The 22,985-nt window shown below is 64.3% G+C and carries 16 protein-coding genes; 10 read left to right on the forward strand and 6 right to left on the reverse strand.

Features of this window, described 5'->3' with window-relative positions; translation table 11 throughout:
• Positions 1 to 174 precede the first annotated feature (174 nt).
• From NUW51_RS00005 to NUW51_RS00020, 4 genes are all read left to right on the forward strand, one after another.
• Positions 175 to 507, forward strand: a complete 333-nt coding sequence (locus tag NUW51_RS00005; protein WP_265561638.1) for a hypothetical protein — start codon at positions 175 to 177, stop codon at positions 505 to 507.
• Between the two features lie 40 nt (positions 508 to 547).
• Positions 548 to 1,141, forward strand: coding sequence for an RHS repeat-associated core domain-containing protein (locus NUW51_RS00010; RefSeq protein WP_265561639.1), 594 nt, complete (start codon positions 548 to 550; stop codon positions 1,139 to 1,141).
• Positions 1,131 to 1,520: a hypothetical protein gene (locus NUW51_RS00015; RefSeq protein ID WP_265561640.1), complete on the forward strand. Its 390-nt coding sequence runs from the start codon at positions 1,131 to 1,133 to the stop codon at positions 1,518 to 1,520. Before NUW51_RS00010 ends, NUW51_RS00015 begins: the two co-directional genes overlap by 11 nt.
• Before the next feature lie 63 nt (positions 1,521 to 1,583).
• A complete protein-coding gene (locus NUW51_RS00020) occupies positions 1,584 to 2,300 on the forward strand; it encodes an IS6 family transposase (RefSeq protein ID WP_265561641.1) in 717 nt (238 codons plus the stop codon).
• A 445-nt stretch (positions 2,301 to 2,745) separates the two neighbouring features.
• On the opposite strand, the gene NUW51_RS00025 is transcribed toward NUW51_RS00020, so the two are convergent.
• Positions 2,746 to 3,489, reverse strand: a complete 744-nt coding sequence (locus NUW51_RS00025) for a Crp/Fnr family transcriptional regulator (protein WP_265561642.1) — start codon at positions 3,487 to 3,489, stop codon at positions 2,746 to 2,748.
• A gap of 151 nt (positions 3,490 to 3,640) precedes the next feature.
• On the opposite strand from NUW51_RS00025, the gene NUW51_RS00030 reads away from it, so the two are divergent.
• Positions 3,641 to 4,774, forward strand: coding sequence for a glycosyltransferase (locus tag NUW51_RS00030; protein WP_265561643.1), 1,134 nt, complete (start codon positions 3,641 to 3,643; stop codon positions 4,772 to 4,774).
• Here the strand turns inward: NUW51_RS00030 and NUW51_RS00035 are convergent.
• The 5 genes from NUW51_RS00035 to NUW51_RS00055 all read right to left on the reverse strand — a co-directional run bounded on the left by NUW51_RS00035 (position 4,693) and on the right by NUW51_RS00055 (position 10,452).
• Positions 4,693 to 5,616 (reverse strand): galactosyltransferase-related protein, encoded by a 924-nt coding sequence (locus NUW51_RS00035; protein ID WP_265561644.1) that lies wholly within the window; start codon positions 5,614 to 5,616, stop codon positions 4,693 to 4,695. The two genes, NUW51_RS00030 and NUW51_RS00035, sit on opposite strands and share 82 nt — an antisense overlap.
• Positions 5,613 to 6,731 carry a glycosyltransferase gene (locus NUW51_RS00040; RefSeq protein WP_265561645.1) on the reverse strand — a complete coding sequence of 373 codons (1,119 nt, stop codon included), beginning with the start codon at positions 6,729 to 6,731 and terminating at the stop codon, positions 5,613 to 5,615. The genes NUW51_RS00035 and NUW51_RS00040 overlap by 4 nt, the downstream gene beginning before the upstream one ends.
• Positions 6,728 to 8,779 (reverse strand): HAD-IIB family hydrolase, encoded by a 2,052-nt coding sequence (locus NUW51_RS00045; RefSeq protein ID WP_265561646.1) that lies wholly within the window; start codon positions 8,777 to 8,779, stop codon positions 6,728 to 6,730. Before NUW51_RS00045 ends, NUW51_RS00040 begins: the two co-directional genes overlap by 4 nt.
• A gap of 132 nt (positions 8,780 to 8,911) precedes the next feature.
• Positions 8,912 to 9,652 carry a Crp/Fnr family transcriptional regulator gene (locus tag NUW51_RS00050; RefSeq protein WP_265561647.1) on the reverse strand — a complete coding sequence of 247 codons (741 nt, stop codon included), beginning with the start codon at positions 9,650 to 9,652 and terminating at the stop codon, positions 8,912 to 8,914.
• Positions 9,649 to 10,452 carry a sulfotransferase family protein gene (locus NUW51_RS00055; RefSeq protein ID WP_265561648.1) on the reverse strand — a complete coding sequence of 268 codons (804 nt, stop codon included), beginning with the start codon at positions 10,450 to 10,452 and terminating at the stop codon, positions 9,649 to 9,651. Before NUW51_RS00055 ends, NUW51_RS00050 begins: the two co-directional genes overlap by 4 nt.
• A 272-nt stretch (positions 10,453 to 10,724) precedes the next feature.
• On the opposite strand from NUW51_RS00055, the gene NUW51_RS00060 reads away from it, so the two are divergent.
• From NUW51_RS00060 to NUW51_RS00080, 5 genes are all read left to right on the forward strand, one after another.
• Positions 10,725 to 11,312, forward strand: a complete 588-nt coding sequence (locus tag NUW51_RS00060; protein ID WP_265561649.1) for a DUF421 domain-containing protein — start codon at positions 10,725 to 10,727, stop codon at positions 11,310 to 11,312.
• Positions 11,296 to 12,003, forward strand: a complete 708-nt coding sequence (gntA, locus tag NUW51_RS00065; protein ID WP_265561650.1) for a guanitoxin biosynthesis heme-dependent pre-guanitoxin N-hydroxylase GntA — start codon at positions 11,296 to 11,298, stop codon at positions 12,001 to 12,003. The genes NUW51_RS00060 and gntA overlap by 17 nt, the downstream gene beginning before the upstream one ends.
• Entirely contained in the window at positions 12,000 to 12,599 is a 600-nt protein-coding gene (locus NUW51_RS00070; protein ID WP_265561651.1) for an urea carboxylase-associated family protein, read from the forward strand. Before gntA ends, NUW51_RS00070 begins: the two co-directional genes overlap by 4 nt.
• 254 nt (positions 12,600 to 12,853) lie before the next feature.
• The gene (locus NUW51_RS00075; protein WP_265561652.1) at positions 12,854 to 13,972 is read left to right on the forward strand and encodes a helix-turn-helix transcriptional regulator; all 1,119 of its coding nucleotides are present in this window, start codon (positions 12,854 to 12,856) and stop codon (positions 13,970 to 13,972) included.
• 245 nt (positions 13,973 to 14,217) lie between these two features.
• Positions 14,218 to 22,812: an Ig-like domain-containing protein gene (locus NUW51_RS00080; RefSeq protein WP_265561653.1), complete on the forward strand. Its 8,595-nt coding sequence runs from the start codon at positions 14,218 to 14,220 to the stop codon at positions 22,810 to 22,812.
• Positions 22,813 to 22,985 lie beyond the last annotated feature (173 nt).

The following is a 22,985-nucleotide window of genomic DNA, read 5'->3' on the forward strand; positions in this document are numbered from 1 at the left end:
GTCATGGACTGAACGCGTGCGTCAAAGACCGAGCTGCGCGCAAAGTGAGGAAAGTGCGACTTAGTCTGACAGCACCGCCATTTTCCCCTTCTGACATCGCTGGTTGATCGCACGCCGTTCCTTGAGCGAGGGGCGCGAACCTTTCTGCATGATCCGCTGGGTCGACTCTATCGGGTGACGAGCGGGGGGGCGGATACGGTCTTCCTGTGGGATGGCGATGAGTTGGTCATGGAGCTGGCGGGCGCGAGCGGCGACATCATCCGCCGCCATGTGCATGGCGCGAGCGTCGATGATCCGGTGGTGACCTATGAGGGTTTGGGCACTTCGCTCGGGGCGCTGTCGCATCTGGTCGCGGATCGGCAGGGAAGTATCGTCGCGCTGGCGGATCGGTACGGCGCGCTTCAGACCATCAACAGCTACGACCCCTATGGCGTGCCCGAGACGCGCGATGCGGCGGGGGATGTGGTGACGAGCCGGCTGGTGAGTGGGCGGTTTGGGGATACCTGAGCAGCGCATCGTGCCGGGGGCACGAGCGAAGCGCAAGCAGGTGTGGCTGCCCGAGCTGGGGCTGTGGCACTATAAGGCGCGGCTCTATCACCCGACGCTGGGGCGGTTCCTGCAGACCGATCCGATTGGCTATGAAGGAGGAATTAATCTATACCGCTATGCTGTCAACGACCCGATCAACTTCCCCGACCCCACTGGGCACAACCCTGCGGCGGCATGCGTAGCTCCCGGCGTCAATATAGTCTGCGCGAAAACCGTTGAAATAGTTATCACTACTGCGGTGATAATCGGTGGGTTCGTAATATCTCAGATAACGGACTCGGGAGAGGCGTCTGATCCTCAGACAGAGGGCGAAGGTTACGAATTAGAAGACACGAGGAGCGGCGATCGGCCAGCGGAGGAGGGACGAAACAAGCGTAGGGGATCAGCCCCAACGGACAAACCAAAAGGAACTAAACCTATTGATAAAGCTGGGATAGATAGGGAGGACCTCCACGCCATTAAAGACGATATCGGTGCTGCTCCAGATGATTATGTAGGTATCAGTCCGGATGGCGGAATAATCACTACGAATCCAGAGAACGGGGAGGCTGTTCACAATGGCAATATCGAGGACTGGGGAATTGAGCGATAAATCTTTTGTTCCGAAATCCGAGAACGATGTAGAATTTAGCTGCCAGATTTGGTTGGCCGATAGGCGTTTTAAGGATGGAGTTCGAAATCTAAGTATAGAGGTCTCAAACTATTGGTCAGTTGGTGATACCAATACTAAAACCGGTAAAATTAGGCTCGAATCCTATCTAAATATAAAATTAGGAGATGAATCAAATCTATTAAGAATTTTGCCTAAGTTTAAGGAGTTTGTCAAGGATGAGATAATTGATGAAACCTCTGGTTCAAGGGTTGTTCTGAATTTAACTGTTCCTAGTATCATGAACTCGTATCTTGTCCCCAAGGAGATAAGCGATATGGCCAGAGAATTCGCGGTGGAATTCAATATAAGACTTATTTGATTCGAGCGGGTCTCGTCAGACCAAATGCATCGTCCGTTAAGGAGGGCAGGGTAGGGCGGCACGATGCCCCGTCCCAGAGGGCTTGGCTCGCCGTTCCGCTACTTCAACTCTTCGCCCGAGGTCATCCGCCTGGCGGTGATGATGTACGTGCGGTACCCGCTGTCGCTGCGCAACGTCGAAGACCTGCTGTTCGAGCGCGGGATCGACATCGCTCACGAGACCGTGCGCTGCTGGTCGAACCAGTTCGTCCCGCTCTTCGCCGGCGATATTCGCCGCCAGCGGGTCAGTCGTATGCGCGGGTTCAAGCATTGGAAGTGGCACCTCGACGAGATGGTCGTAAAGGTGAACGGCAAGCAGCATTATCTCTGGCGCGCCGTCGATCACGAAGGCGAGATCCTTGAGAGCTATGTCACGAGGGAGCGCGACAAGCAGGCTGCGCTCCGCTTCATGAAGAAAGCGCTGAAGCGTCACGGTCCCGCCGAAACGATCGTCACCGACGGGCTCCGCTCCTACGGTGCGGCGATGGATGAGCTTGGTAATGCCGGCCGCCGGGAGGTCGGTCGGCATCTCAACAACCGCGTCGAGAACAGTCATCTGCCGTTCCGACGAAGGGAGCGAGTGATGCAGCGATTTCGCCAAATGAAGTCGCTGCAGAAGTTTGCCAGCGTCCACGCCAACGTCCACAACCACTTCAATACCGAACGCCACCTCGTAGATCGAACCACGTACAAACAGCGCCGCTCGGCAGCCCTTGCCAAGTGGCAGCTGGTCATGAACTAAACCCGTGCATCAAAGACCAAGTTGCGCACGAAGTGAGGAAAGTGCGACTTAGTCTGACAGCACCCATTCTAGGGAAGGTGGGGTGCGGATTAGCGCCTCAAGCGTGAGTTTCGGTGACTGCCTGCCATCGAGAATTTCCTGCTGGATGTCGGGTGCCAAGAAGGCGAGGCGCAAAATCCGTCGGTCATAGCGTCCGGCTGGAAGAGCCTTTAGCACAGGCGCACAAGCAAAATGACACCGAAAGAGAAACAGGTAAAATTCTAGAAATACCCACGTGGCTCCTTAGGAACAGCTATGGCATCAGATCACCACATGAGCCTGATGTCCGCAATGGGGTCGTTAGCGGACATTAGGAATGATGCGGGCTCGAGCGGCTGATTTCTGGGGAACCGACTCCAAGAACGGACAGTCGGCTATCGGCCCAAACCTAGTCGGAAGAGTCATGCTAACCGAAGGGCTGTTGGAGCTTCAGGTCGCCTTCCCCATAGAGGTAGTCACCACGGAATTCGCCGAGGCGGCGTAATCCATCTTCGTCAAGGATGCGCATGCCGCCGGCTCCCTCGCTGGCGGCGACGAGGCCGCGGTCGCGCAGGAGCTTGAAGGTGCGGTTGGCATGGACGGGGGAGACGCCGCAGGCCTCGGCGAAATCGGACTGCTTGAGCGGGACCGGGAAAAAGGTGCCGTCATAGCGTTCGATGAAGCGCATGCGCTCGATCAGTTCGCAGATGAAATGGGCGATGCGGCCCTCGGCGGAGAGGCGGCCCAATCGGAAGATCCACTCGCGGATCATCGCGGCGTCGAGCAGGGTGGAGAACCACAGGATGCGGGTGAGGCGCGGATTGCCGTCGATCAGCTCGCGCAGGCGGTCGTGGCGAAAGATCGCGACCTTGGCGCGGTCCAGGGGGACGACGTCATGGTCGAGCCGCTTCATCGGGAAACTGTGCAAGTCGACCCAGTCGCCAGGGACCTGGAAACCGACCGACTGGCGATAGCCGCGCTTGTCGTCGAGATAGCGCGCCATGTAGCCGTCGACGAGATAATAGCTCACCTCGACCTCCTCGGCGCGCGACACGAGGCGGCGGGGTCCTTCGACCTCGATGACATCTTCGATGGCGGTTTCGAGGGCGGCGCGGTCGTCGACCGATATGGCATCGCGCAGCCGACCCTTCAGGAAGAGTTCGGTAATCATCCACGTTCTTTTTCTGTTCGAACAGGGCATGGCGCAGCCCTTCCTCGGTTGACAATATGGGCCAAGGGTCGAGGACTAAATGTTAGTCGGTTTTTACCCGAAACGACCGGTTTCGGCGGAGCGGAAAGGGGTGGCGGGGGATTGAAGCCCCATGGTCGCCTTCTCTCCACGCCCGCGGCGCATCGCGGTGATCGCGCATGCGCGATTCCCCATCGCGGCGCCCTTCAAGGGCGGAATGGAAGCGCATACGCATGCGCTGGTGCGCGGGCTGTTGGCGAGGGGGCATGAAGTGCGGCTGTTCGCGTCGGGCGACAGCGATCCCTTGCTGCCTCTCGAGCCGGTGTGCGAGCGGCATTACGAGGCGGACATGCCATGGGCACGGTGGCGCCACCATCCTCAATTTGCCGAACGGCAGTCCCGGATTTTCGCAGAGGCGTGGGAGGGTGCCCACCGGTTCATGCCCGACATCGTCCATAACAACAGCCTGTTCGCCGAGCTGCCGCGATGGGCGGCGCGCGATGGAGCGGCGATGCTGTCGGTGCTTCACGTGCCGCCCTTCCCTCGATTGCATGATGCCGTGACGGCGATGCGCGACGAGCCGAGGCAGCGGTTCGCGACGGTGAGTGCGGCCCAGTTGGCGCATTGGGCGCCGGGCGGGCACCGCCATTTCGCCGCGGTGCCGAACGGGATCGATCTTGCCCGGTGGCCCGTCGGGGGCGGGCAGCGGCGCGGCGCGATCTGGGTCGGCCGGATCACGCCGTCGAAGGGAACGGCGATGGCGTGCGAGGCGGCGGTGCGCGCCGGGATAGGGCTCACTTTATACGGGCCGGTCGAGGACGAGATCTATTTCGACCAGCAGGTGGCGCCATGGCTGGGACAAGGCGTGCGCCATGCTGGCGAGCAGCCGGCGCAACGGTTGGCCGAGGCCTATGGCGCGGCGGAGGTGGCGTTGGTCACGCCTTGCTGGGACGAACCCTTCGGGCTGGTCGCGGCCGAGGCGCTCTCTTGCGGGACGCCAGTTGCCGGCTTCGATCGGGGCGCGATTGCCGAAGTGGTGGGCGAGGCGGGGTGCCTCGTCGCTGAAGGGGATGTCGAGGGGCTGGCGCAGGCGATCCATGAAGCCCGGCAGGTGCGCCGCTCGACCTGTGTCGAACGAGCCCGTCGATTCAGTCATGATGCCATGCTGGCGGGCTATGAGGCGCTTTATGAGGCGGCCATCTCCGGTGCGGTAGCGGCTTCCGCTTCGGCTTCGAGCTGCGCGAGCACGATCGCTGAACTTGCGTAGGGTTGGTCCGCCTGCTGGCGGGTGAGCGCGAGATCGTCTTCGCAGGTGTCGCGCAGCCGCTGCCAGCGGCCATCGATGGGGGCGGCGAGGCCCATCAGGCGAAAGCAGCGCAACCAATGCTCCATCGTGTGATGGCCCCATTTGTCGCGAAAGCGCTCGGCGTTGGCGATCACGCTGTCGAGATGGTGGACGGGTGGCATGTGGTGGGGGTGGTACTGGTGATAGGCGCGCGCGCCGCGGGTCCACCAGAAAGCGAGGCCCGCCGCATCGGCCATGCGCCCGAAGTCGGTATCCTCGCCGCCATAGCCGTCATAGCTTTCGTCGAACCCGCCGACGCGCGCCCAATCCTCGCGCGACAGGCTGAAGTTTAGCGACCAGAAGCAGCGATAGTCGTGGCACGGGCCGAGCGGATCGACGGGCGGGCCGGCGCGATCGCGATGTTCGACCGAGAGGGCGTCGAAGCGCTCCCAGTCGATGCCGCTGTCAGTGATGCCGCGAGGTAGGTAGCGAACCTCGCCCATGAGGATGCCGCCCGCGTCCGCGAGCCTTGCGTAGTCGCCAATGAGGTGCGGGGAAGGGATGCAGTCGACATCTAAGAAGATGAGGAGTTCACCGCGCGCCGCCGAGGCGGCGATGTTTCGCGCCTTTGCAAGCGGGAGACCTTCCCCTGGCACGAAGATCTGGCGGATCGGGAAGTCGGTGTCGGGCAGGTCGTAAAGATCGTCCTGCATGACGCCGATGACGAGTTCATCGGGCTGCAACAGCGAGGCGCGCAGGCCGCGAACGAGAAAGTCGAGATGATCGGCGCGCCCGGCGCCGATGGTGCAGACGCTGATCTTCACGAGGCGCGCACCTCGGTCTGCGGAGTTTCGGCCCAGAGGTCGCGCGCGGTGCGGTCGATCCAGCGGGCGGCGGCGGTGGCAGCACCGGGGTCGAACAGGCTCTGCTGGCGCGAGACGTCGAGCTCGAAGGCAGCGGCGACGGCGGCCTTCCAGCTTGCGGCATCGGCGGGCCAATCGCTAGGCGCGATGGCGACCTGCGCCCGGGCGAGCGCCTCGCACTTGCGATGCTGTTCAGCGAAGTAGCGCCACTCCGGCACCACGATCCACGGACGGCCGAGCGCAAGAACCTGATGCACGGTGCTGTTGCCGGCCGAGGAGACAATCAGGTCGGCGGCAGCGAGCCATTCGGGGACATTATCGACCCAGCCAAGATGGCGCAGGTTGCCCGGGGCGGTCTCGTGCCATTCGTGGCGCACCTTGCCGAGCGTGATCCACTGCATGTTGGGGTGCGCGCGTGCGGCGAGGGTAAGCGGGGTGGCGGGAAGGCCTTCGCCGCCCCCGCCACCGAGCACGACAGCGACGCGTTGCTCGGGATCAATGCCAAGGGATCGGCGCGCATTGTCGCGAGCCAAGGTCAACGGACTCACGCCGACGCCGGGGAAAAACCGGGTCTTTTCCGCCCAGCGCTTGCGATCGGGCTGGTCGAGCGCTTCATGATAGGGAGCGAGGAGGCCGACGGCGCCGTCATAGGCGCTGGCATGCCCCTCGTCGCACCGATCACCATGCTGGAGAACGCAGACGTGCGGCACCGATGCGATGCGAGCGAATTGTGCAAGCTCGGCGCTCACGTCGGTAATGAAGAGCGCGGGGGATCGCTGCTCGAACCATTGCGACAGGGTGGCAATGGCGCGGGTGATGCCGGGCCAGCCGACGGGGGCGCAGTGGAGGTTGGCTGGCGTCGCAAGGTCAGCCATGGCGGGGGCTTCATCGCCCTGCGGTTCGAAGAGCGAGGGGAGGATGACCGTCTCGACAGCTGGCGCGAGCGGGACGGCGTCGTCGAAGCGCGCGGAGAAAAGGGTTACGGGGCGCGATTTCACCAGTTCGGCGCTGATCGCGGCGGCGCGATTGAGGTGGCCGCGGCCCTGGTGATGGACGAAATAGCCGATCGGCTTCATGCCGAGGCCTCCCTGATCGTGCGCGAGGCGTGGATGAGTCCCTCGATGACGCCGTTGGCGTGGGGGCGTTTTACGGCATGGACGTTGGGTCGGTTGCCGAGATGGGCGATCGCGGGTTCGTGATTGGCGACAAGGATGGCGTTGGGACAGGCGGTGAGCATGTCTTCGTCATTCCCGCTATCGCCCGCCGCGACGACCTGTTCAGGCGCCAGGCCGAGGCGGTCGGAGACCCAGAAGAGCGCAGCAGCCTTACCCGCGCGCGCGGGGAGCACGTCGAGGAGGCGGTCGTGACTGGCGATGACGCGCGCCTCGACGCCAGCGGCGGAGAGGCGGGCGCGCACGCGACCGACCGTTTCGGCGCCATCGAAGAAATAGGACCGTTTGAATCGGCGCTGCTCGATATCCGGCTGGGGCGAGAGGCCGGGAAGGCCGAGCAGCGCCTGCGTGACACCGTCGACATCCCAGCCTTCCGCGATCTTGTCAGCAAAGCCGGTATCGGCGATCCGCCCGCCGCTGGGCAGGCACCAGTAGATCTCGCTGCCGACCGAGGTGATCATCACCGAGGGGCGCGGCAGGTTCCAGCGCTGCAGGGCGGCTTCCGCCTGTTGCAGGGAGCGTCCCGTGGCAACGCCGAAACGCCATTGCGGCTTGCTTTCCAATAGACGGCCGAAGCGACGAGCTCCCGCCATGCAGCCGGTCAGCGTATTGTCGATGTCGCAGATTGCGAGGAGCTCGGCCTGTGGCTGAGCCGGCAGTCGCGGCGCCCCGATGCTGCCGGCAATTTGCATGAAACGAGCGGCATAATGACTCCAGTCGCCTGTCTGCGCCGTGGCGCGGCCACGGATCGAATATCGCGTCCAGCGGTGCGCATCGTCGAGCAGCGCGAGCGCTTCGGCGGCGAGCGTGTCGCCATCGGATGGGTCGATGGCGATGCCGTGGCCATAATGCTCGATGATGTCGGCAGGCCCGCCGCGATCGGTAACGATGACGGGGACGCCGTGGGCGGCCGCCTCGACGATGGTCAGACCGTAGGGCTCGAACAGGGCGTTGTTGACGAAGATACCCCGCTGCTCGGCGGCGAGGGCGTAAAGGCCGTCGACCTGACTTCGGTCGTGGCGCTTGGGATAGGCGACCTTGCCGTAAAGGTCGTGGCGGTCGACCGCCTCGAGGAGCTGGCGATGGACGCGCTGGCATTCTTCGTCCTCGGCAGCGATGTCGTCGCGCAGACCGGCAAGGATGACGAGATTGGCTCGCTCGCGAAGCTGCGCATTGCGACCAAAGGCCTCGACAAGAGGGACGAGATTCTTCTTTTCCACGGGGCGAGCGATGGCAAGAAGGAAGGGTTTCCCGGGCTCGCGCAGGAAGGGCGCGACGACGCGGCGGGCGCCGTCGAGATCGATCGTCTTCGAGGAAAGCGGTTCGGTGCCGGGCGCGACCTGGTGGATACGCTCGGGTCGGGCGCCGTCATATTGGAGCAGTTGCCGCTCGCACTCGTCGCGCGAAGAGCCGATCACGCCGTCTGCTTTGGCGATGGCAGCAGTCTCTTGGCCCAGGCGCCGATCCAGTGATCGATCGGTCGCAGCCATCGCGGCCGCCTTGTCGGCAGCCAATGAATGAGCGGTGTAGATGAACGGAATCCCGAACCGGTTGCGGGCCGCGGCGGCGGCATGAGCGGCATCGGCGAAATGCGCGTGGATGATGTCGGGGCGCTCGCCGTCCGACAGATGGTCGACAAAGGCATTGGTCCACCGGTCGAGGTCCTTGGCGAGTGCCTCTTTCGACAAATAGCGCGGATCGCCGCTCGAGATGCGAATGATGCGGACCTTGGCATTCACCTCCTCGACCGCGCGGTCATATTCTTCGCCTAGGTCGAGAGCACGAAACCGACGGGTGTAGATGTCGACGCCCGACACATCGAAGCGCTCCGCCAAGGCCAGTGCTTCCTCCATCAGGTAGGTGATGTGCCCGCCGGTATCGGGAGTGAGGCCATAGGCGACCGGCGGCGCCTTAATGCAGCCGCCGAGCGCGATCATGCCGACGCGGATCATGCGTTTGTCGTAGCGATCAGATCGCGCACTTGCAGATTGTGAAGGGCCAAGCAGAACATCGTTGGGGAGACGAAATGGCGATGGCCCGCGTTCCTGACGATCAGTCTAATAATTGTTTAATAGGCCAAAGACCTAATAGGGCTCGGACAGTTCGAGCTGGCCTTCCCCGTAGAGATAATCGCCGTCGAACTCACCGATCTTCTCGAGTTCGGCGCGGTCGAGGATGGTGAGCCCGACGTGGTCCTCGCGATTGGCAATCAGGCCGCGCTCGCGCAGCAGGCGAAAGGTGCGGTTGGCGTGGATCGCGGAGATGCCGCTGGCTTCGGCATAATCGGCCTGGTGCAGGGGAACGTCGAGATATTCCCCATCGAACCGGCCAACGAATTCGAGGCGACGGGCGAGTTCACAAATGAGGTGGGCGATACGCCCTTCGGCGTTGAGGCGGCCGAGGCGGAAGACCCATTCGCGATGCATGGCGGCATCGAGGAGGGTGGAAAACCACATGATCCTTGCAAGCCGAGGATGCGCGCCGATCAGTTTTTCGAGCTGCTCATGCTTGAAAACGGCAAGTGTGACGGGACCGAGCGTGGCGACGTCGTGATCGAGGCGCTTCATGGGGAAGCTGTGAAGGTCGACCCAGTCGCCCGCCACCTGGATGCCCGCGCTTTGCCGATAGCCGCCGCGATCTTGGAGATAGCGGATCATGAAACCGTCGACGAGATAGTAGCTTTTGTCGATCTTTTCGCCGCGTTTGACGAGGGTCGTGCGGGCGGGGACCTCGATGACCTCGTGCACGGCTGCTTCAAGCGCTTGGCTTTCGGTCTCGGTCAGGGCGTCGCGGAGCCGACCGCACAGGAAGTCCTTGGTGATCATGCCTTTCTTACGAAGGCATGTGATCTTTCGTTCCGCAAGGCCGCTTCCGCCGCTTCGTGACGCGCTCGGAGGGGGTGGGCGATGCGCGGCGGGCATTCGAGGACTGCACCGCCGGGCGCGTAGCCGAAGGCGATGGCACGAGAGGCCTGCTCCCCGTTCATCATCAGCGCCTCGGAATAGTCCCCATTGCCGTCCCGAAGCGTGGCGCAAGGACCGATGGTATGGAGCCCGATCCACGCAAAGATCGCATCGAGGCAGCGAATGGGATCGGCGACGAGGTCTTCGTAGCGCAGCCAGAAGAGGTGATGGAGACGCGCGGCGTCTTCGCTGACCAGCGCATAGGCGTCGAGGCCATAGTCGATGAGCGCAGCCGGGGTCTGATCCGTCCACTTGGCAAGCGCGGCCGCCATCTTCTCGGGATGCCTGGTAATGACGATGAATTGGCTCAGCGGGAAGAGCTGCTGGTAGAGCCGCATGCGGGTCAGATTGACGGGCGATTTTTCGAGGCGCCATGGTTTGTCCGCGAACCAGCGCGACCAATCGGCCTCGAGCCTCTCGCGGACATTGAGAAGGTCGTAGCGACCACCCTCGACGAGATGCTGGGCAGGGTCGGTCGCATAGTGGCCGGGGCGGCCTGCCAACGCGTCATGCGGGATGGCGCCTTGCAGATAGCAGCCTTCGTTTTCGGGCACGGGAGCATCAGTGATCGTAGCGATGTCGGGATGGGCGCCGAGCAGCTTTGCAAGAAGGCTGGTGCCGGTGCGATGAAGGCCGGCGATAAAGAGGTAGCGGTACGACACGGATGTTCAAGCACCGTTCGGCGTTCGCGTTCCCGAAAAATTGGCGAGGACTAACACTTATCAATCACTCGCTCCGGAACGTCGGACGCAAGGATGCCGTTCGGGTCATATGGAACTTCAGCAAATTGTAGCATCTAGTGACAGTGAACCAGACCACGCGGATGCGAGCCTGCGTCTTGCCGTGTTCGAGAGCGAAGGCGTGTCAACCGACCTGATCTGTGCCTATTTTGACTGCGACGAAGAAACGCTCGAGCGACTTCGCGAGGACGGCGATGTTTAGCGATCAGTTCTGGCTCCCTGAGCCACAGCGCCTTCTCGAAATCGTCGTCGCAGGCGTGGTGCTCTATATCTTCACGGTTCTCTTCATCCGCCTCCTCGGCAAACGCGCCACGGCGCAGATGAACAATTTCGACTGGCTCATCGCGGTCGCGACGGGGAGCCTGCTTGCCAGCGGCATCCTGCTTCGCGACATCAGCCTTGTTGGCGCCCTCATGGCCATGAGCATCCTCGGCTTCTGCCAATATGTGATGACGCGCTTTTTCAGCCGACGACAGGAAATGGCGCGCAAGCTGCGAGCCACGCCGACGCTATTGACCCACAAGGGCCATTGGCTCGACGAACCGATGCGTGCCGAGCGGGTCACGCGCGCCGAGGTTATGGCGCGGATCCGAGAGGAAGGCATGTTCGGGATCGACGAGGCCAATTGGGTGGTGCTCGAGATGGATGGGCGACTTTCCGTTCTGCCGCGCGCCGATGTCGAACTCGAGGACATGGAAGCGCTCGAGGGTGTCACTTGCGACGCTGAGCATGTTGCATCGCTGACGCCTAAGCCGGTACCCGAATATGCGCGCCGAGCCTGATATCCGCATTTCCGATGGCGCGGAGGTCGTCGAGCGGTTCGAGAAACTGATCGTCGATCGCGGCTATCCTTGCGTCGGCGCCAAGGGCGCGATCGGACGGGGTCAGATGCGCTCGTACGTCGGACGCTCGATCACCTCGGCATGGGACGATGTGGCGCTGGTGCAGGAGCTGACGACGTTCGCGCGGTTCTATGCGAAGGAACGCCCGCTGTTCACCACGTTCGCGGCCTTTTTTCCCGAAAGCCCGCGGCTTGACGAAGAGGCGTTCGAACAAGCGATCTGGACGCGTATCGCCTCGCTCCAGGACAAAGATGACTGGCTTGGATATGACCCCGATGAGGCTGTCGATACCGACCCGGCGAGCCCCCAATTTTCGCTGAGTTTCGGGGGGCAGGGTTTCTTCGTCGTGGGTATGCATCCCGACGCGTCGCGACCGGCGCGGCAATTCGAGTGCCCGATCATGATTTTCAATCTTCACGACCAGTTCGAGCGGCTGCGCGCCGACGGCCGCTACGAAAAGATGCGCGCGGAAATACTGGAACGCGACCGGCGGCTGGCCGGTTCGGTCAATCCGATGCTCGCGCGCTTCGGAGAGCAATCCGAAGCGCGGCAATATAGCGGGCGCCAAGTCGGGCCTGACTGGACGTGCCCATGGCAGGGGCGTGCGAACAACGAGAAGGATAAGGATTGAGCAAGCGACATCGTATCGAGCCTCGGAGTGGAACCGCGTTCAAACTCGACAAGGGCCAGAAGCTTGTCGTCATTGACCCTGAAGGCCAGCAGGTGGCGGATTTGCTCGCCTTCAACCGCGACGACGTGCGCGAAGTTATCTCGAACGGTCGCACCTTCGACTATGCCGACACGATTTATCTGACCACGGGCGCGACGCTCTATTCGAACCGCTCGAACGCGATGCTCGAAATTGTCGAGGATGATGTCGGCACGCACGACTTCCTGCTGACGCCGTGCAGCAAGGATACGTTTGCGCTGCTCTACGAGAACGAGCCGCCGCATCGGGGATGTTTCGGCAATCTCGCCGCCGCGCTGGAGCCTTTCGGCATTGAAGAAGATGCCATCCCTTGCGCCTTCAACTGCTTCATGAACGTGCCGGTCGATGGCAAGACGGGGCGTTTCACGGTCGACCCGCCCAAGTCGAAATCAGGTGATCGGCTGGTCCTCGAGGCGAAGATGGACCTCGTCATCGGCCTGACCGCCTGTTCGGCGCCGAAATCGAATGCCGGGAGCTTCAAACCGATCGAATTTGAGGTGATTGGCCAATCGAACTAAGGGACCCGTACGTGACCTAAAAATGCCACCTCGTTGATCGAACAATATGCAGGTAGCGCCTTACGGCAGCCCTTGCTGAGTGGCGGCAGCTGATGGGCAGACCCGCGCCTCGAAGAGATCGTCGTGCATAGACGCAGGAAAGTGCGACTTGGTCTGACCGCACCGCATGCGCCTATCCGCCGCGGAAAAAAGCGGATTGCCATGCGCTCGATCCTAGGCGAAGCAGACGCTCGTTATTGCCGGAGAACAGGTGCATGGCGTCGAATGACTCGCTCGACTGGATTTACGAGGCGGCGTTCGATGACGACGCCCTCGATGCGCTCGCGGGGCGCCTCATGGAACGGTTCGACAGCCAGCATCTTCTTGCCGGATGGATCGGCGCCGACGGCGATTTCAGGTCGCTCGTCGCGGCCAATTACGAGGCCGATCACCTGACGCGATATTTCGGTGAGTTTGCCGAAAAGGATATCTGGCTCGCCGCCGAAATGCCTTACGCCGGGATCGAACGAAGCATCCGGTCTAGCGACCTCGTCGACCAGTCGGTCTACCAGCGCAGCGAGATCTACAACGACTTCTTCCGCCCGACCGGGCTCGAGGTGTTCCACAGCCTGTCCTTGTCGGCCAACAATCGCGACGGCGCGGGAGCCTGGGCGCTCCACCGCGCGCGTGGCCGCGGCGACCGCGATTTTACCATCGAGGACCGCGAGGATATCGAGCGGATCGGCGGGGCGCTGCGCCATGTCATGAAGGTGCGATCGCGGCTGGTGCGCGAACGCAGCGGGCAAAAGGCCTTTTCGCTGGTGTCCGACCGCACCCGTATCGGCGGCGTCCTTCTCGGCCCGGGCGGCGGGCTGGTGCAGGCCAACCGGCTCGGCGAGGACATGCTGCACATCGGCGATGTCATCCGCCTCGCGCGTGGCCGCGTCGTGGCCAGCGACGAGGTCGCCGACTGGTTCGCGGGCGCGCTTCGGGGGATCTTCTCGACGGCGACGCCGCACGCTTCGTCGAGCCATGCGCATGACGCGCGCGGTCGCCGCATCGCGCTCACCTTGTCGCCGGTGCCGACCTTCATGGGAATGCGGGCGATGCTGTTCCTGTCGATGCCAGTCGAACTGGGCGAGGGCCATGATGCCGCGCTGGTCGACGCCTTCGGCCTGACGCGCAGCGAGGCGCAGGTGATGCGTTTGCTCGCCAACGGCGGTACGGCGCAGGGCATCGCGGTGCGGCGCGGCACATCGCTGCAGACCGTTCGGGTGCAATTGCGTCATGCCATGGGCAAGATGGGCTGCACCCGCCAGAGCGAGGCGATCGCGCTGGCCAAGCGCTTCCTGATCGCAGCCGATCCGCCCGATCATACCCAATTCGAGGTATGACGAAATTTAATCGGCGTTTTAATTCTCGCGCAACTCAATCTGTCCTAACGGGATAGCGATTCTCCCTGGTGGTATGCCGTCCCGAAGAAGCGTTGTCCCGCCCGGGGGGTGGGAGTTCGCGTTGACGAGGGCGGTCCCTGGGGGGGATTTCACTTCGATCATTCCTGGCGTGCCGGTTCACGTGACCGGCATGGACGGGGGTGCGCGGCGACCATGTTCCGGGATCAGTTCCGGAAGCCATTGCCATGTCGACCAAGCGTACCGCTCTTCTCCTTCTTGCCACCACCTCGATGACGCTGCCGCAGATGGCGAACGCGGGGACGGTGACGGCGGGCAAGGCATCCATCTCGCTGGCGCAGGACGGCGATTGCGGTCTTGGCGCGAGCCCCACCGTGTTCACGATCACCGCCCCGACGCGGTCGTCCTATCCGACCCCGTCACCCGCCCGTGACTATTACACGGGCAATTACGTCGGGTTTCATCAGGGTGGCACGGTCATCACTTCCGCAAAGGTGCAGGCATCGCCTGATAGCGTGACGGTTCCGTCGTTAGATACCTCGAAGCTCGCGCAGGCGCGTTCCTATGTCTATTATGCCGAATCTACGACCTACGTAACCACGGACTTCTATGCGCCCACGACGACATACGTTCAATATCGCACGTTGTACGATCAGCCTGTAGTCTTCGATCCCTCTCAAGTCGACCCGTCCTGCCCCGGCGATTATAACCCGGGACCCGCGCCGGTCATCGATGTCACGCCGGCGGGCGACCTGCCCGATGACGGGGTGATCGAGATCAGCGCCAACGAGCGCCTCGTCGGGCTCGAGGCGTCCGACTTCACCATCAGCGGCGGCATCGTCGAGAGCGTGGTGCAGAACGACACGCTGGGGCACAGCTTCAGCGTCACCATCACGCCCAGCGCATCGACCGTCGATCTGACGCTGCCCGCCGGGGCGGCCAAGGACGTGACCGGCAACAACAGCCCGGCAGTGTCGCGCAGCTACAGCGCTGTACCCGCCGATACGACCGCCCCCACCGGCTATTCGGCAAGCTTCGACGATGCGGCGATGAACGCGAGCGAGGTCGGCTCGGCGAGCTTCACCATGGCGGGCGCCGAAGTGGGCGCGACCTACGCCTATTCGATCACCTCCTCGGGTGGCGGCAGCGCGGTTACGGGCAGCGGCACCGTGAGCGCGACCGACCAACAGGTGACGGGCCTCAACCTCTCGGGTCTCGCCGATGGGACGTTGACGCTTTCGCTGACGCTCACCGACGCCGCCAGCAATGTCGGCAGCGCGGTCTCCGCGACGGCGTCCAAGGACACGGTGGCGCCAAACGATATCGAGACGATGTTCTCGGCGCAGTGGATCACGTCCGCCAATGTCTCGGGCTATACCGTCGAACTGACCAATGCGACGGCGGGGGCGACCTATACGCTGACCGCCACGCCGTTCAGCGGCGGCGGCGCTACGGTCAGCGTCAGCGGCACCGCGACCGGTAGCCCGTCGACGACCCCCGCGATGGACCTGTCCGGCCTTCCCGACGGCTATGTCAATTTCAAGCTGAGCTATACCGATGCGGCGGGTAATGCGGCGGCGGATCGCTACTGGTCCATGCAGAAGGACGTGACCGCGCCGTCGGGCTATGGCGTGGCGTTCGACGCCGACAGCTTCGATTATGCCGCGTGGGTCGCTGACAGCATGAGCTTTACCGTGACGGGCGGCGAGGCCGGATCCTATGTCGACTATGTGGTCACGAGCAGCGGCGGCGGCAGCACCTCGGGAACGGCCAGCAGCACGGCGGCCGACCAGGTCATCACGATCAATGACAGCTTCCGCCTCTCGGAAGGCACGCTGACGATCGAGGTGAAGCTGCGTGACCGGTCGGGCAACATCGGCGCGGTCGTGACCGACACGGCGGAGCTCGTCTTCGACAGCGAAGCTCCCTCTGGCTATTCGGTCAGCTTCCCGGACACCTATGTCAATGCGAGCGAATCGACCAGCACCAGCTTCGTGATGGCGGGCGCCGAGGTGGGCGCGACCTACAATTATTCGTTCACGACGCTCAACAGCTATACTTCGAGCACGGGCACGCTGCCGGGTTCGGCTGGAGCCACCGTCACCGGGAGCGGCACGGTCACGGCAGCCGACCAGACGGTCGGGGGGATCGACATCTCCTCGCTCGGCGACGGGCAACTGCGCGTCGTGCTGACGCTGACCGATGCCGCGGGCAACGTGGGCGAGGCGGTCAACAGCGGCGGCGCGCCGGCGTTCAAGGACACCAGTACGCCCGCGTCGGCCGCCAATTTCCCGCGGGCCTATATCAACAGTGCAAACCTCGACAGTTCGGCGCCCTATATCTCGGTGCCCACGAGCAACTCTACCTACAGCTATACGCTGACCAGTTCGGGCGGCGGCGCGAGCCAGAGCGGCTCTGGCACGCTGACGGGCGTCTCGGGCTCGAGCGCTGCGGTGCCCGGCGTCAATGTGGCGGCGATGGCCGATGGCACGCTGACGCTCGAATTGCAGATCACCGACGCGGCGGGCAACGGTCCGTTCACGTCGATCGCCACCACGCTCAAGGACACGGTCGCCCCGAGCCCGTCGGTCCAGTGGACCAAGACCCAATATAACGCCGACGATATCGCGACAGCCGGTCTGCGCTTCACCAACGTGGAGGCGGGAGATACGTATAGCTGGCGGCTCAATGGCACCACGGTCACCGGCACCGGCACCTTCTCCTCTTCGGACGAGGTCGTTTATATCGATCTGACCGGTTATGCCGACGGAACCTACTGGGTCACCGCCTCGGTCACCGATCCGCAGTTCAACAAGAGTGCCGACGTCGCGCGCCCGACCGAAAAGGACACGGTCGGTCCGGCGCCGACGCTCGCCTTTCCGTCGCCCACCATCGCATGGGAAAGCCGCGATGCGGTGACGCTGACGGCGCCGTTCAACTGCGAGGTCAATCGCGGTTGCGATTTCGAACTGTCGATCACGTCGTCGGGAGGCGGGTCCCCGGTGACGGCGAGCGGGTCGAAGGCCTGGAACGCGCCCAGCAACGACATCGGCCCGCTCGACCTGTCGGGCCTGGCGGCGGGCACGCTGACGGCGACACTCAAGGTGACCGATACCGAGGGCAACCACACGACCGTCGAGGCGACCGCGACGCTGGCGGGCGATGCGACCGCGCCGACAGGCTATTCGGCGAGCTTCGACGATGCGCTGCTGAACGCTTCCGAAGCGACCAACGCGGCCTTCACCATGGCGGGCGCCGAAGTGGGCGCGACCTATGCCTATTCGATCACGTCGAGTGGCGGCGGCAGCGCGGTCACCGGTTCGGGCACGGTCGCGTCGACCGGCGAGCAACTCTCGGGCCTCGACTTGTCGGGGCTCGGCGATGGCACGCTCACCCTCTCGCTCACGCTGACCGACGCGGCGGGCAATGCCGGGAGCGCGGTGACCGCGAGTACCATCAAGGATGCGACCGGCCCAAGCGGCTACGACACCTATTTCGACGTCTCGAATATCGCCGCGGACAAGGCTTCGTCCTCGCAACTCAACCTTCGCAACGCGGGCGTGGGCGACAGCTTCACCTATCGGGTGACGAGTTCGGGCGGGGGCAAGCCGGTAACCGGCAGCGGCACGGTGGCGAGCAACCCGCAGATCACGACCGTGGACCTGCGCGGACTGGCCGACGGCGCGCTCACGCTAGAGATGACGGTCACCGACAGCGCAGGCAATGTCGGTGCGACGGTCATGAGCAGCGGCACGCTCGATACCACCGCGCCGGGCGCGCCGGTGATCAGCGCCGCGTCCCTGATCACCAGCGCCAATGCCGCCAATTTCAGCTTCGATGCCTCCAGTCTCGAAATCGGCGCACGGGTCGAGGTCACCATATCTGGCGGCTCGAAGTGGGTCGCCCAGTCGCTGGCGGACAATGACGCGGACACGCAGTCGTTCACCGGCTTCGATCTCTCGGGCTTTGACGATGGCATGATCATGATCGAGGTGACGGCCGTCGATGCCGTCGGCAACCGGACGACCTCGATGACCACCGTCGACAAGGATGCGTCGGGGCCGAGCGGCCATATGGTGGCGATGGACGCGGCCAGCTATGACGACGCGACGCTCGGCAATGCCTCGATCGTGGTCAGCGACGGCGAACTCGCGTCGACCTACGCCTACAGCATTACAAGTTCGGGCGGCGGCGCGGCGGTGACCGGGAGCGGCGAGATCGGCTCCAGCAACCACATCGTGACGGGGATCGACCTGTCGAGCCTCAATGACGGCACGCTGACCGTCTCGGTGGTGCTGGCCGATGCCTATGGCAATAGCAGCGCGGCCGTGACCGACACGGCGACGCTCCAGCGCGACATCGCTGCGCCCACCGGCTATTCGGTGAGCTTCGTCGATCCGCTGATGTCGTCCGTTGAGTGGGGCAATTTCAACCTGACCGGGGCGGAAGTCGGGACGACCTATGCCTGGACGATCAGCTCTTCGGGTGGCGGGTCGATCGCTGGGAGCGGCACCGTTACGGCGGCGAGCCAGCTGATCGACGGCATCGCCCTCGGCACTCTTGGCGAGGGCGAACTGACGCTGTCGCTGACGCTCACCGACGCCGCCGGCAATATCGGCACTGCCGCGACCGCCATCGGCACGCTCGACCGGACGCTGTGGCCGGCAAGCTATACGCCGGTTCCGATCGATGGCGGCGACGTGACAGCCTATACGCTCGCGCTATCCGGGCTGGAGATCGGCGCGACCTATCGTGTCAGCGTGCGCAGCCAGACGGACGGCACGCAGGTCGACGGAAGCGATTTCGTCGCGACCGCGACCGAGATGGCATCGCCGGCGCTGGACGCCAGCGGCGTGAGCGACGGCGCGGTCTGGGCGATGGTCATGGTGACCGACCCGGCGGGCAACAGCGTCACAACCTATTCTACCACGACCAAGGACGTCGGCGCCCCCGCCGGCTATGCGGTGACGCTCGGCGCGGCCAGCTATGACGACGCGACCCTGTCGAGCGCGAGCTTCGAGATGACCGGTGCCGAAGTCGGCGCGACCTTCGATTATACCATCACGAGCTCGGGCGGCGGGACGCCCGTCGCCGGGAACGGCACGGTCACCTCGGCAGCACAGACCGTCAGCGGGATCGATCTGTCGCCGCTCGGCGACGGAACGCTGACGCTGTCGCTGACGCTGACCGACCGCGTTGGCAACGAGGGCCTCGCGGCCACCACGACCGCGGCCCTTCAGCGCGACGTCACCGCCCCCACGGGCTATGCGGTCGCGTTCGGCGGCACGCTGATCAGCGCGGCCGACGCCGCCAGCGTCTCGTTCGACATGACCGGCGCCGAAATCGGCGCCACCTATGCCTATGAAATCAGCTCCTCGGGTGGCGGCACGGCGGTGACCGGCACCGGCACGATCACGGCCTCGAGCCAGCAGGTGTCGGGGCTCGACCTGTCGGGTCTCGGCGATGGCACGCTGACCCTGTCCATGACGCTGACCGACGCGGCGGGCAATGTCGGTGATGCGGCGACCGGCACGGCAACCAAGGACACGGGCGCGCCTATCGATTATGGCTTCGACCTGTTCGACACCGTGATCGCCAGCGCCAATGCGGCCGCCTACAACGTCCCGGTGCTTTTCGCCTCCGATCCGGCTGGCTACACCGTCGATCTCGAATTTGCGTCTACGGGTGGCGGCAGCCTGAGCGAAAGCTATGCCGTCTCGGGATCGCAGGACCAGCGCAGCGTCGACCTCGCCGCGCTTGGCGATGGCGATGTCACGATGCGCTTCAGGCTCACCGATGCTGCGGGCAATGTCGGTGCATGGGTCTCGGCCGCGCTCATCAAGGACACCGTCGGCCCGGTCATTTCGCATGGCGCCCTGTCGGTCTTCTCGGGCGTCCTCGAGACCACCATCTCGCTGGACGACACCAGCGGCCTGTATCTCGACTATCGCGTGACCTCCTCCAATGGCGGCACGCCCATCACCGGCACGATCCCGGCGGACAGCAGCACATCGTTCCAGGCCTTTGTGGGCAGTCTGCCGAGCGGCATCCTGACCCTCACGCTCGAAGGGGCCGATGCCTATGGCAACCGGACCAGTGTCAGCAGCACCATCGATGCCGATCTCGCAGCGCCGACCGGCTATGCCATCGCCTTTGCCGATAGCGATATCGCCGCCAACGAAGCCGCCGGCATCACACTTGAGCTGACGGGTCTGGAGAGTGATTCGACCTATTCCGTCACTCTAATTAGCGAAAGCGGCGGCACGCCCATCGTGCTGCGCGGTGCGGCCTCTGGTAGCACCCACACCATCAACGGCATCGATGTGTCCGGCCTCGCCGGTGGGACGCTCATGGCCTATCTCGTCGTGTCCGATGCCGCGGGCAATGGGGGTGACGAGGTCTATGCGACGGCGGCCAAGGATACGGCCGTCCCCGAGACGATCGTCACCGCGCCGAGCGGTGCAGGCCTCCAGCCCTTCGCGCTGCCGCTCTCGTTCGGCGAGCCGGTCACCGGTCTCACTGCCGGGGACTTCCTCGTCGCGAATGCCGGTGTGACGTTGAGCGGGGGTCCTGCCGACTATGTCCTAACCGTGACTCCGACGGGCGCAGGCGATGTCACTATTGGGCTGCCCGCAGGCGCGGCGCAGGACGTGGCGGGCAACCCCACCGCCGCGGTAGACGCGATCACCATCGCTATCGACGCCGTGGTCCCCGAACCCATGGTCTCCACCCCGCCCGCCAGCGTCAACGGTCCCTTCGACCTGTCGATGTCGTTCGGCGAGCCGGTCACCGGTCTCGAGATCGCCGACTTCATCGTCGAGAATGCGACGATAACCTTGTCGGGCGGTCCGGCCGACTGGACCATCACCGTCACCCCGACCGGCGATGGCGACATTGCCATCCGTCTTCCCGAGGGCGCGGCGCAGGATGCGTCGGGGAACCCGACCAAGGCTTTTGCCGCCGATATCGCGGTCGCCTACGACGTCACCGCGCCGGTACCCATGGTGAGCCCGCCTGCGGGCGAGGGCCTCGCGGCCTTCGACCTGCCGATCACCTTCGGCGAGGACGTGTTCGGCCTCACCGCCTCGGACTTCATCGTGGCCAATGCGAGCGTCATCCTGACGGGCGGGCCGAGTAGCTATGTGCTCACGGTGACGCCGAGCGGCGCGGGCGATGTCACCATCGCGCTGCCCGAAGGCGCGGGCGAAGACGGCGCGGGCAACCCAACCGCCGCCATCGTGACCATCACGATCGCGATCGACGCGGTGTTGCCCGAACCCGTGGTCTCGGTGCCGCCGACGAGCGTCAACGGGCCGTTCGACCTGTCACTCTCGTTCGGCGAGCCGGTCATCGGGCTCGAGGCCTCCGACTTCATTGTCGAGAATGCGACGATCGCGCTGTCGGGCGGTCCGGCCGACTGGATCATCACCGTCACTCCGACGGGCGGGGGCGACATCGCCATCCGCCTGCCCGAGGGCGCGGCGCAGGACGCGTCGGGCAATCCGACCAAGGCCTTTGCCGCCGACATTGCGGTGGCCTTCGACGACGAGGCCCCGACCGCGACGCTGAGCGCCGCGCCGGGGCGGATCACCGGGCCGTTCGACCTGGCCATCGCCTTCTCCGAAGCGGTCAGCGGGCTGGCGCTCGATGACTTCACGCTGGTCAATGCCAGCGTGTCGGACCTGCGCACCACCGATGCCAGCCATTATGTCGTCACCGTGACGCCGAGCGCCATGGGCGCCTTCAGCGTCGCGCTGGCCGCCGACGCGGTGGTCGACGGTGCCGGCAATGGCAACCCCGCCTCCGCCGCATATGCCGGCCAATATATCGACGAGGCTGCGGTCCGGAAGGAAACCGTCTCGCTCGTCGCGGGCTTCATGGGACGGCGCGGCGACCAGATCATGTCGGCCGAGCCCGACCTGGGCTCGATGCTGCTCGATCAAGGCGCTGGCGGCAGCGTCGCCGCCAATGGCGAGGGCGCCAATGTGCGCCTGGCGTTCAACGGCACGCTGAACCTGTCGGATCTCGGGGTCCGGCTCGGCGAGGCTCATGCCAAGCGGATCGGCCTGTGGCTTCGCGGCTCCTACGTCCATGCCGACGGCGGCGCGACCGACAGCGACCTCTGGATGGTCCATGGCGGCGCGCATTATCGCTTCGATGACAAGGCATTGCTTGGCCTGATGGGCCAGTATGACGATGCCGCCTTGTCGGACGATACGGCGGGCAGCGCTGCCGAGGGCACGGGCTGGATGGTCGGCCCCTATTTCGCCGCCCGTCTCGCGCCGCGCCTCGTGGTCGATGGCCGCGCGGCGTGGGGCCAGTCGGACAATGAGGTGTCGCCCTATGGCACCTATGTCGACGGCTTCGATGCGACGCGCTCGCTCTATCGCTTCGGCGTGACCGGCGACCTCGACCTGTCGAAGAGCTGGTCGCTGCGACCGCATGCGCGCCTGATCCGCTTCCGTGAGGAGAGCGAGGCCTATGTCGACAGCCAGCAGGTATCGATCCCGGCGGTCAGCGTCGAGGTCGGACGTCTCGCCTTCGGCCCGACGATCGAACGACGGATCGAAGCGAACGAGCGCCACGTCCAGATCGCGCCGCGCTTCGGCATCGAGGGACTTTGGGACTTCGACAGCGAACGCCGCGCCGATGGCGTGGCCGGCTTCGATGGATCGAGTGACGACTTCCGCGCCCGTCTGAAAGCGGGCGTTACCATCGGAACAGGGCAGGTCGGCGTCGACGTCGACACTTTCTACGATGGGATCGGAGCGAACGACTATTCGGCCTATGGCCTGTCGGTGAAACTCCGCACGGGTTTCTGACGACCATGCCAGCGCTGCGATGTTCCCTTCTGAGATCCGCGGACGGTCGCGCGCCCTAGGGAAAGGGGGGCGAGCCTTTCCCATGGTCCGCTGGGCTGGCGCTTTTGAGTGACGAGCGGGGGGCGCGTGGCGTTGCGCCGGTGGGCGCGAGCGGGTCGTGCGGCATTCTTCGG

Source organism: Sphingomicrobium arenosum (assembly GCF_026157085.1).
In the GTDB taxonomy this organism is placed as follows: domain Bacteria; phylum Pseudomonadota; class Alphaproteobacteria; order Sphingomonadales; family Sphingomonadaceae; genus Sphingomicrobium; species Sphingomicrobium arenosum.

What these genes read in the sequence shown, in the direction of transcription:
- NUW51_RS00020 (WP_265561641.1), top strand. Translation starts at nt 1,584, where the DNA reads ATGCCCCGTCCCAGAGGGCTTGGCTCGCCGTTCCGCTACTTCAACTCT.
- NUW51_RS00025 (WP_265561642.1), bottom strand. Translation starts at nt 3,489, where the DNA reads ATGATTACCGAACTCTTCCTGAAGGGTCGGCTGCGCGATGCCATATCG.
- NUW51_RS00030 (WP_265561643.1), top strand. Translation starts at nt 3,641, where the DNA reads ATGGTCGCCTTCTCTCCACGCCCGCGGCGCATCGCGGTGATCGCGCAT.
- NUW51_RS00040 (WP_265561645.1), bottom strand. Translation starts at nt 6,731, where the DNA reads ATGAAGCCGATCGGCTATTTCGTCCATCACCAGGGCCGCGGCCACCTC.
- NUW51_RS00045 (WP_265561646.1), bottom strand. Translation starts at nt 8,779, where the DNA reads ATGATCCGCGTCGGCATGATCGCGCTCGGCGGCTGCATTAAGGCGCCG.
- NUW51_RS00050 (WP_265561647.1), bottom strand. Translation starts at nt 9,652, where the DNA reads ATGATCACCAAGGACTTCCTGTGCGGTCGGCTCCGCGACGCCCTGACC.
- NUW51_RS00060 (WP_265561649.1), top strand. Translation starts at nt 10,725, where the DNA reads ATGTTTAGCGATCAGTTCTGGCTCCCTGAGCCACAGCGCCTTCTCGAA.
- gntA (WP_265561650.1), top strand. Translation starts at nt 11,296, where the DNA reads ATGCGCGCCGAGCCTGATATCCGCATTTCCGATGGCGCGGAGGTCGTC.
- NUW51_RS00075 (WP_265561652.1), top strand. Translation starts at nt 12,854, where the DNA reads ATGGCGTCGAATGACTCGCTCGACTGGATTTACGAGGCGGCGTTCGAT.
- NUW51_RS00080 (WP_265561653.1), top strand. Translation starts at nt 14,218, where the DNA reads ATGTCGACCAAGCGTACCGCTCTTCTCCTTCTTGCCACCACCTCGATG.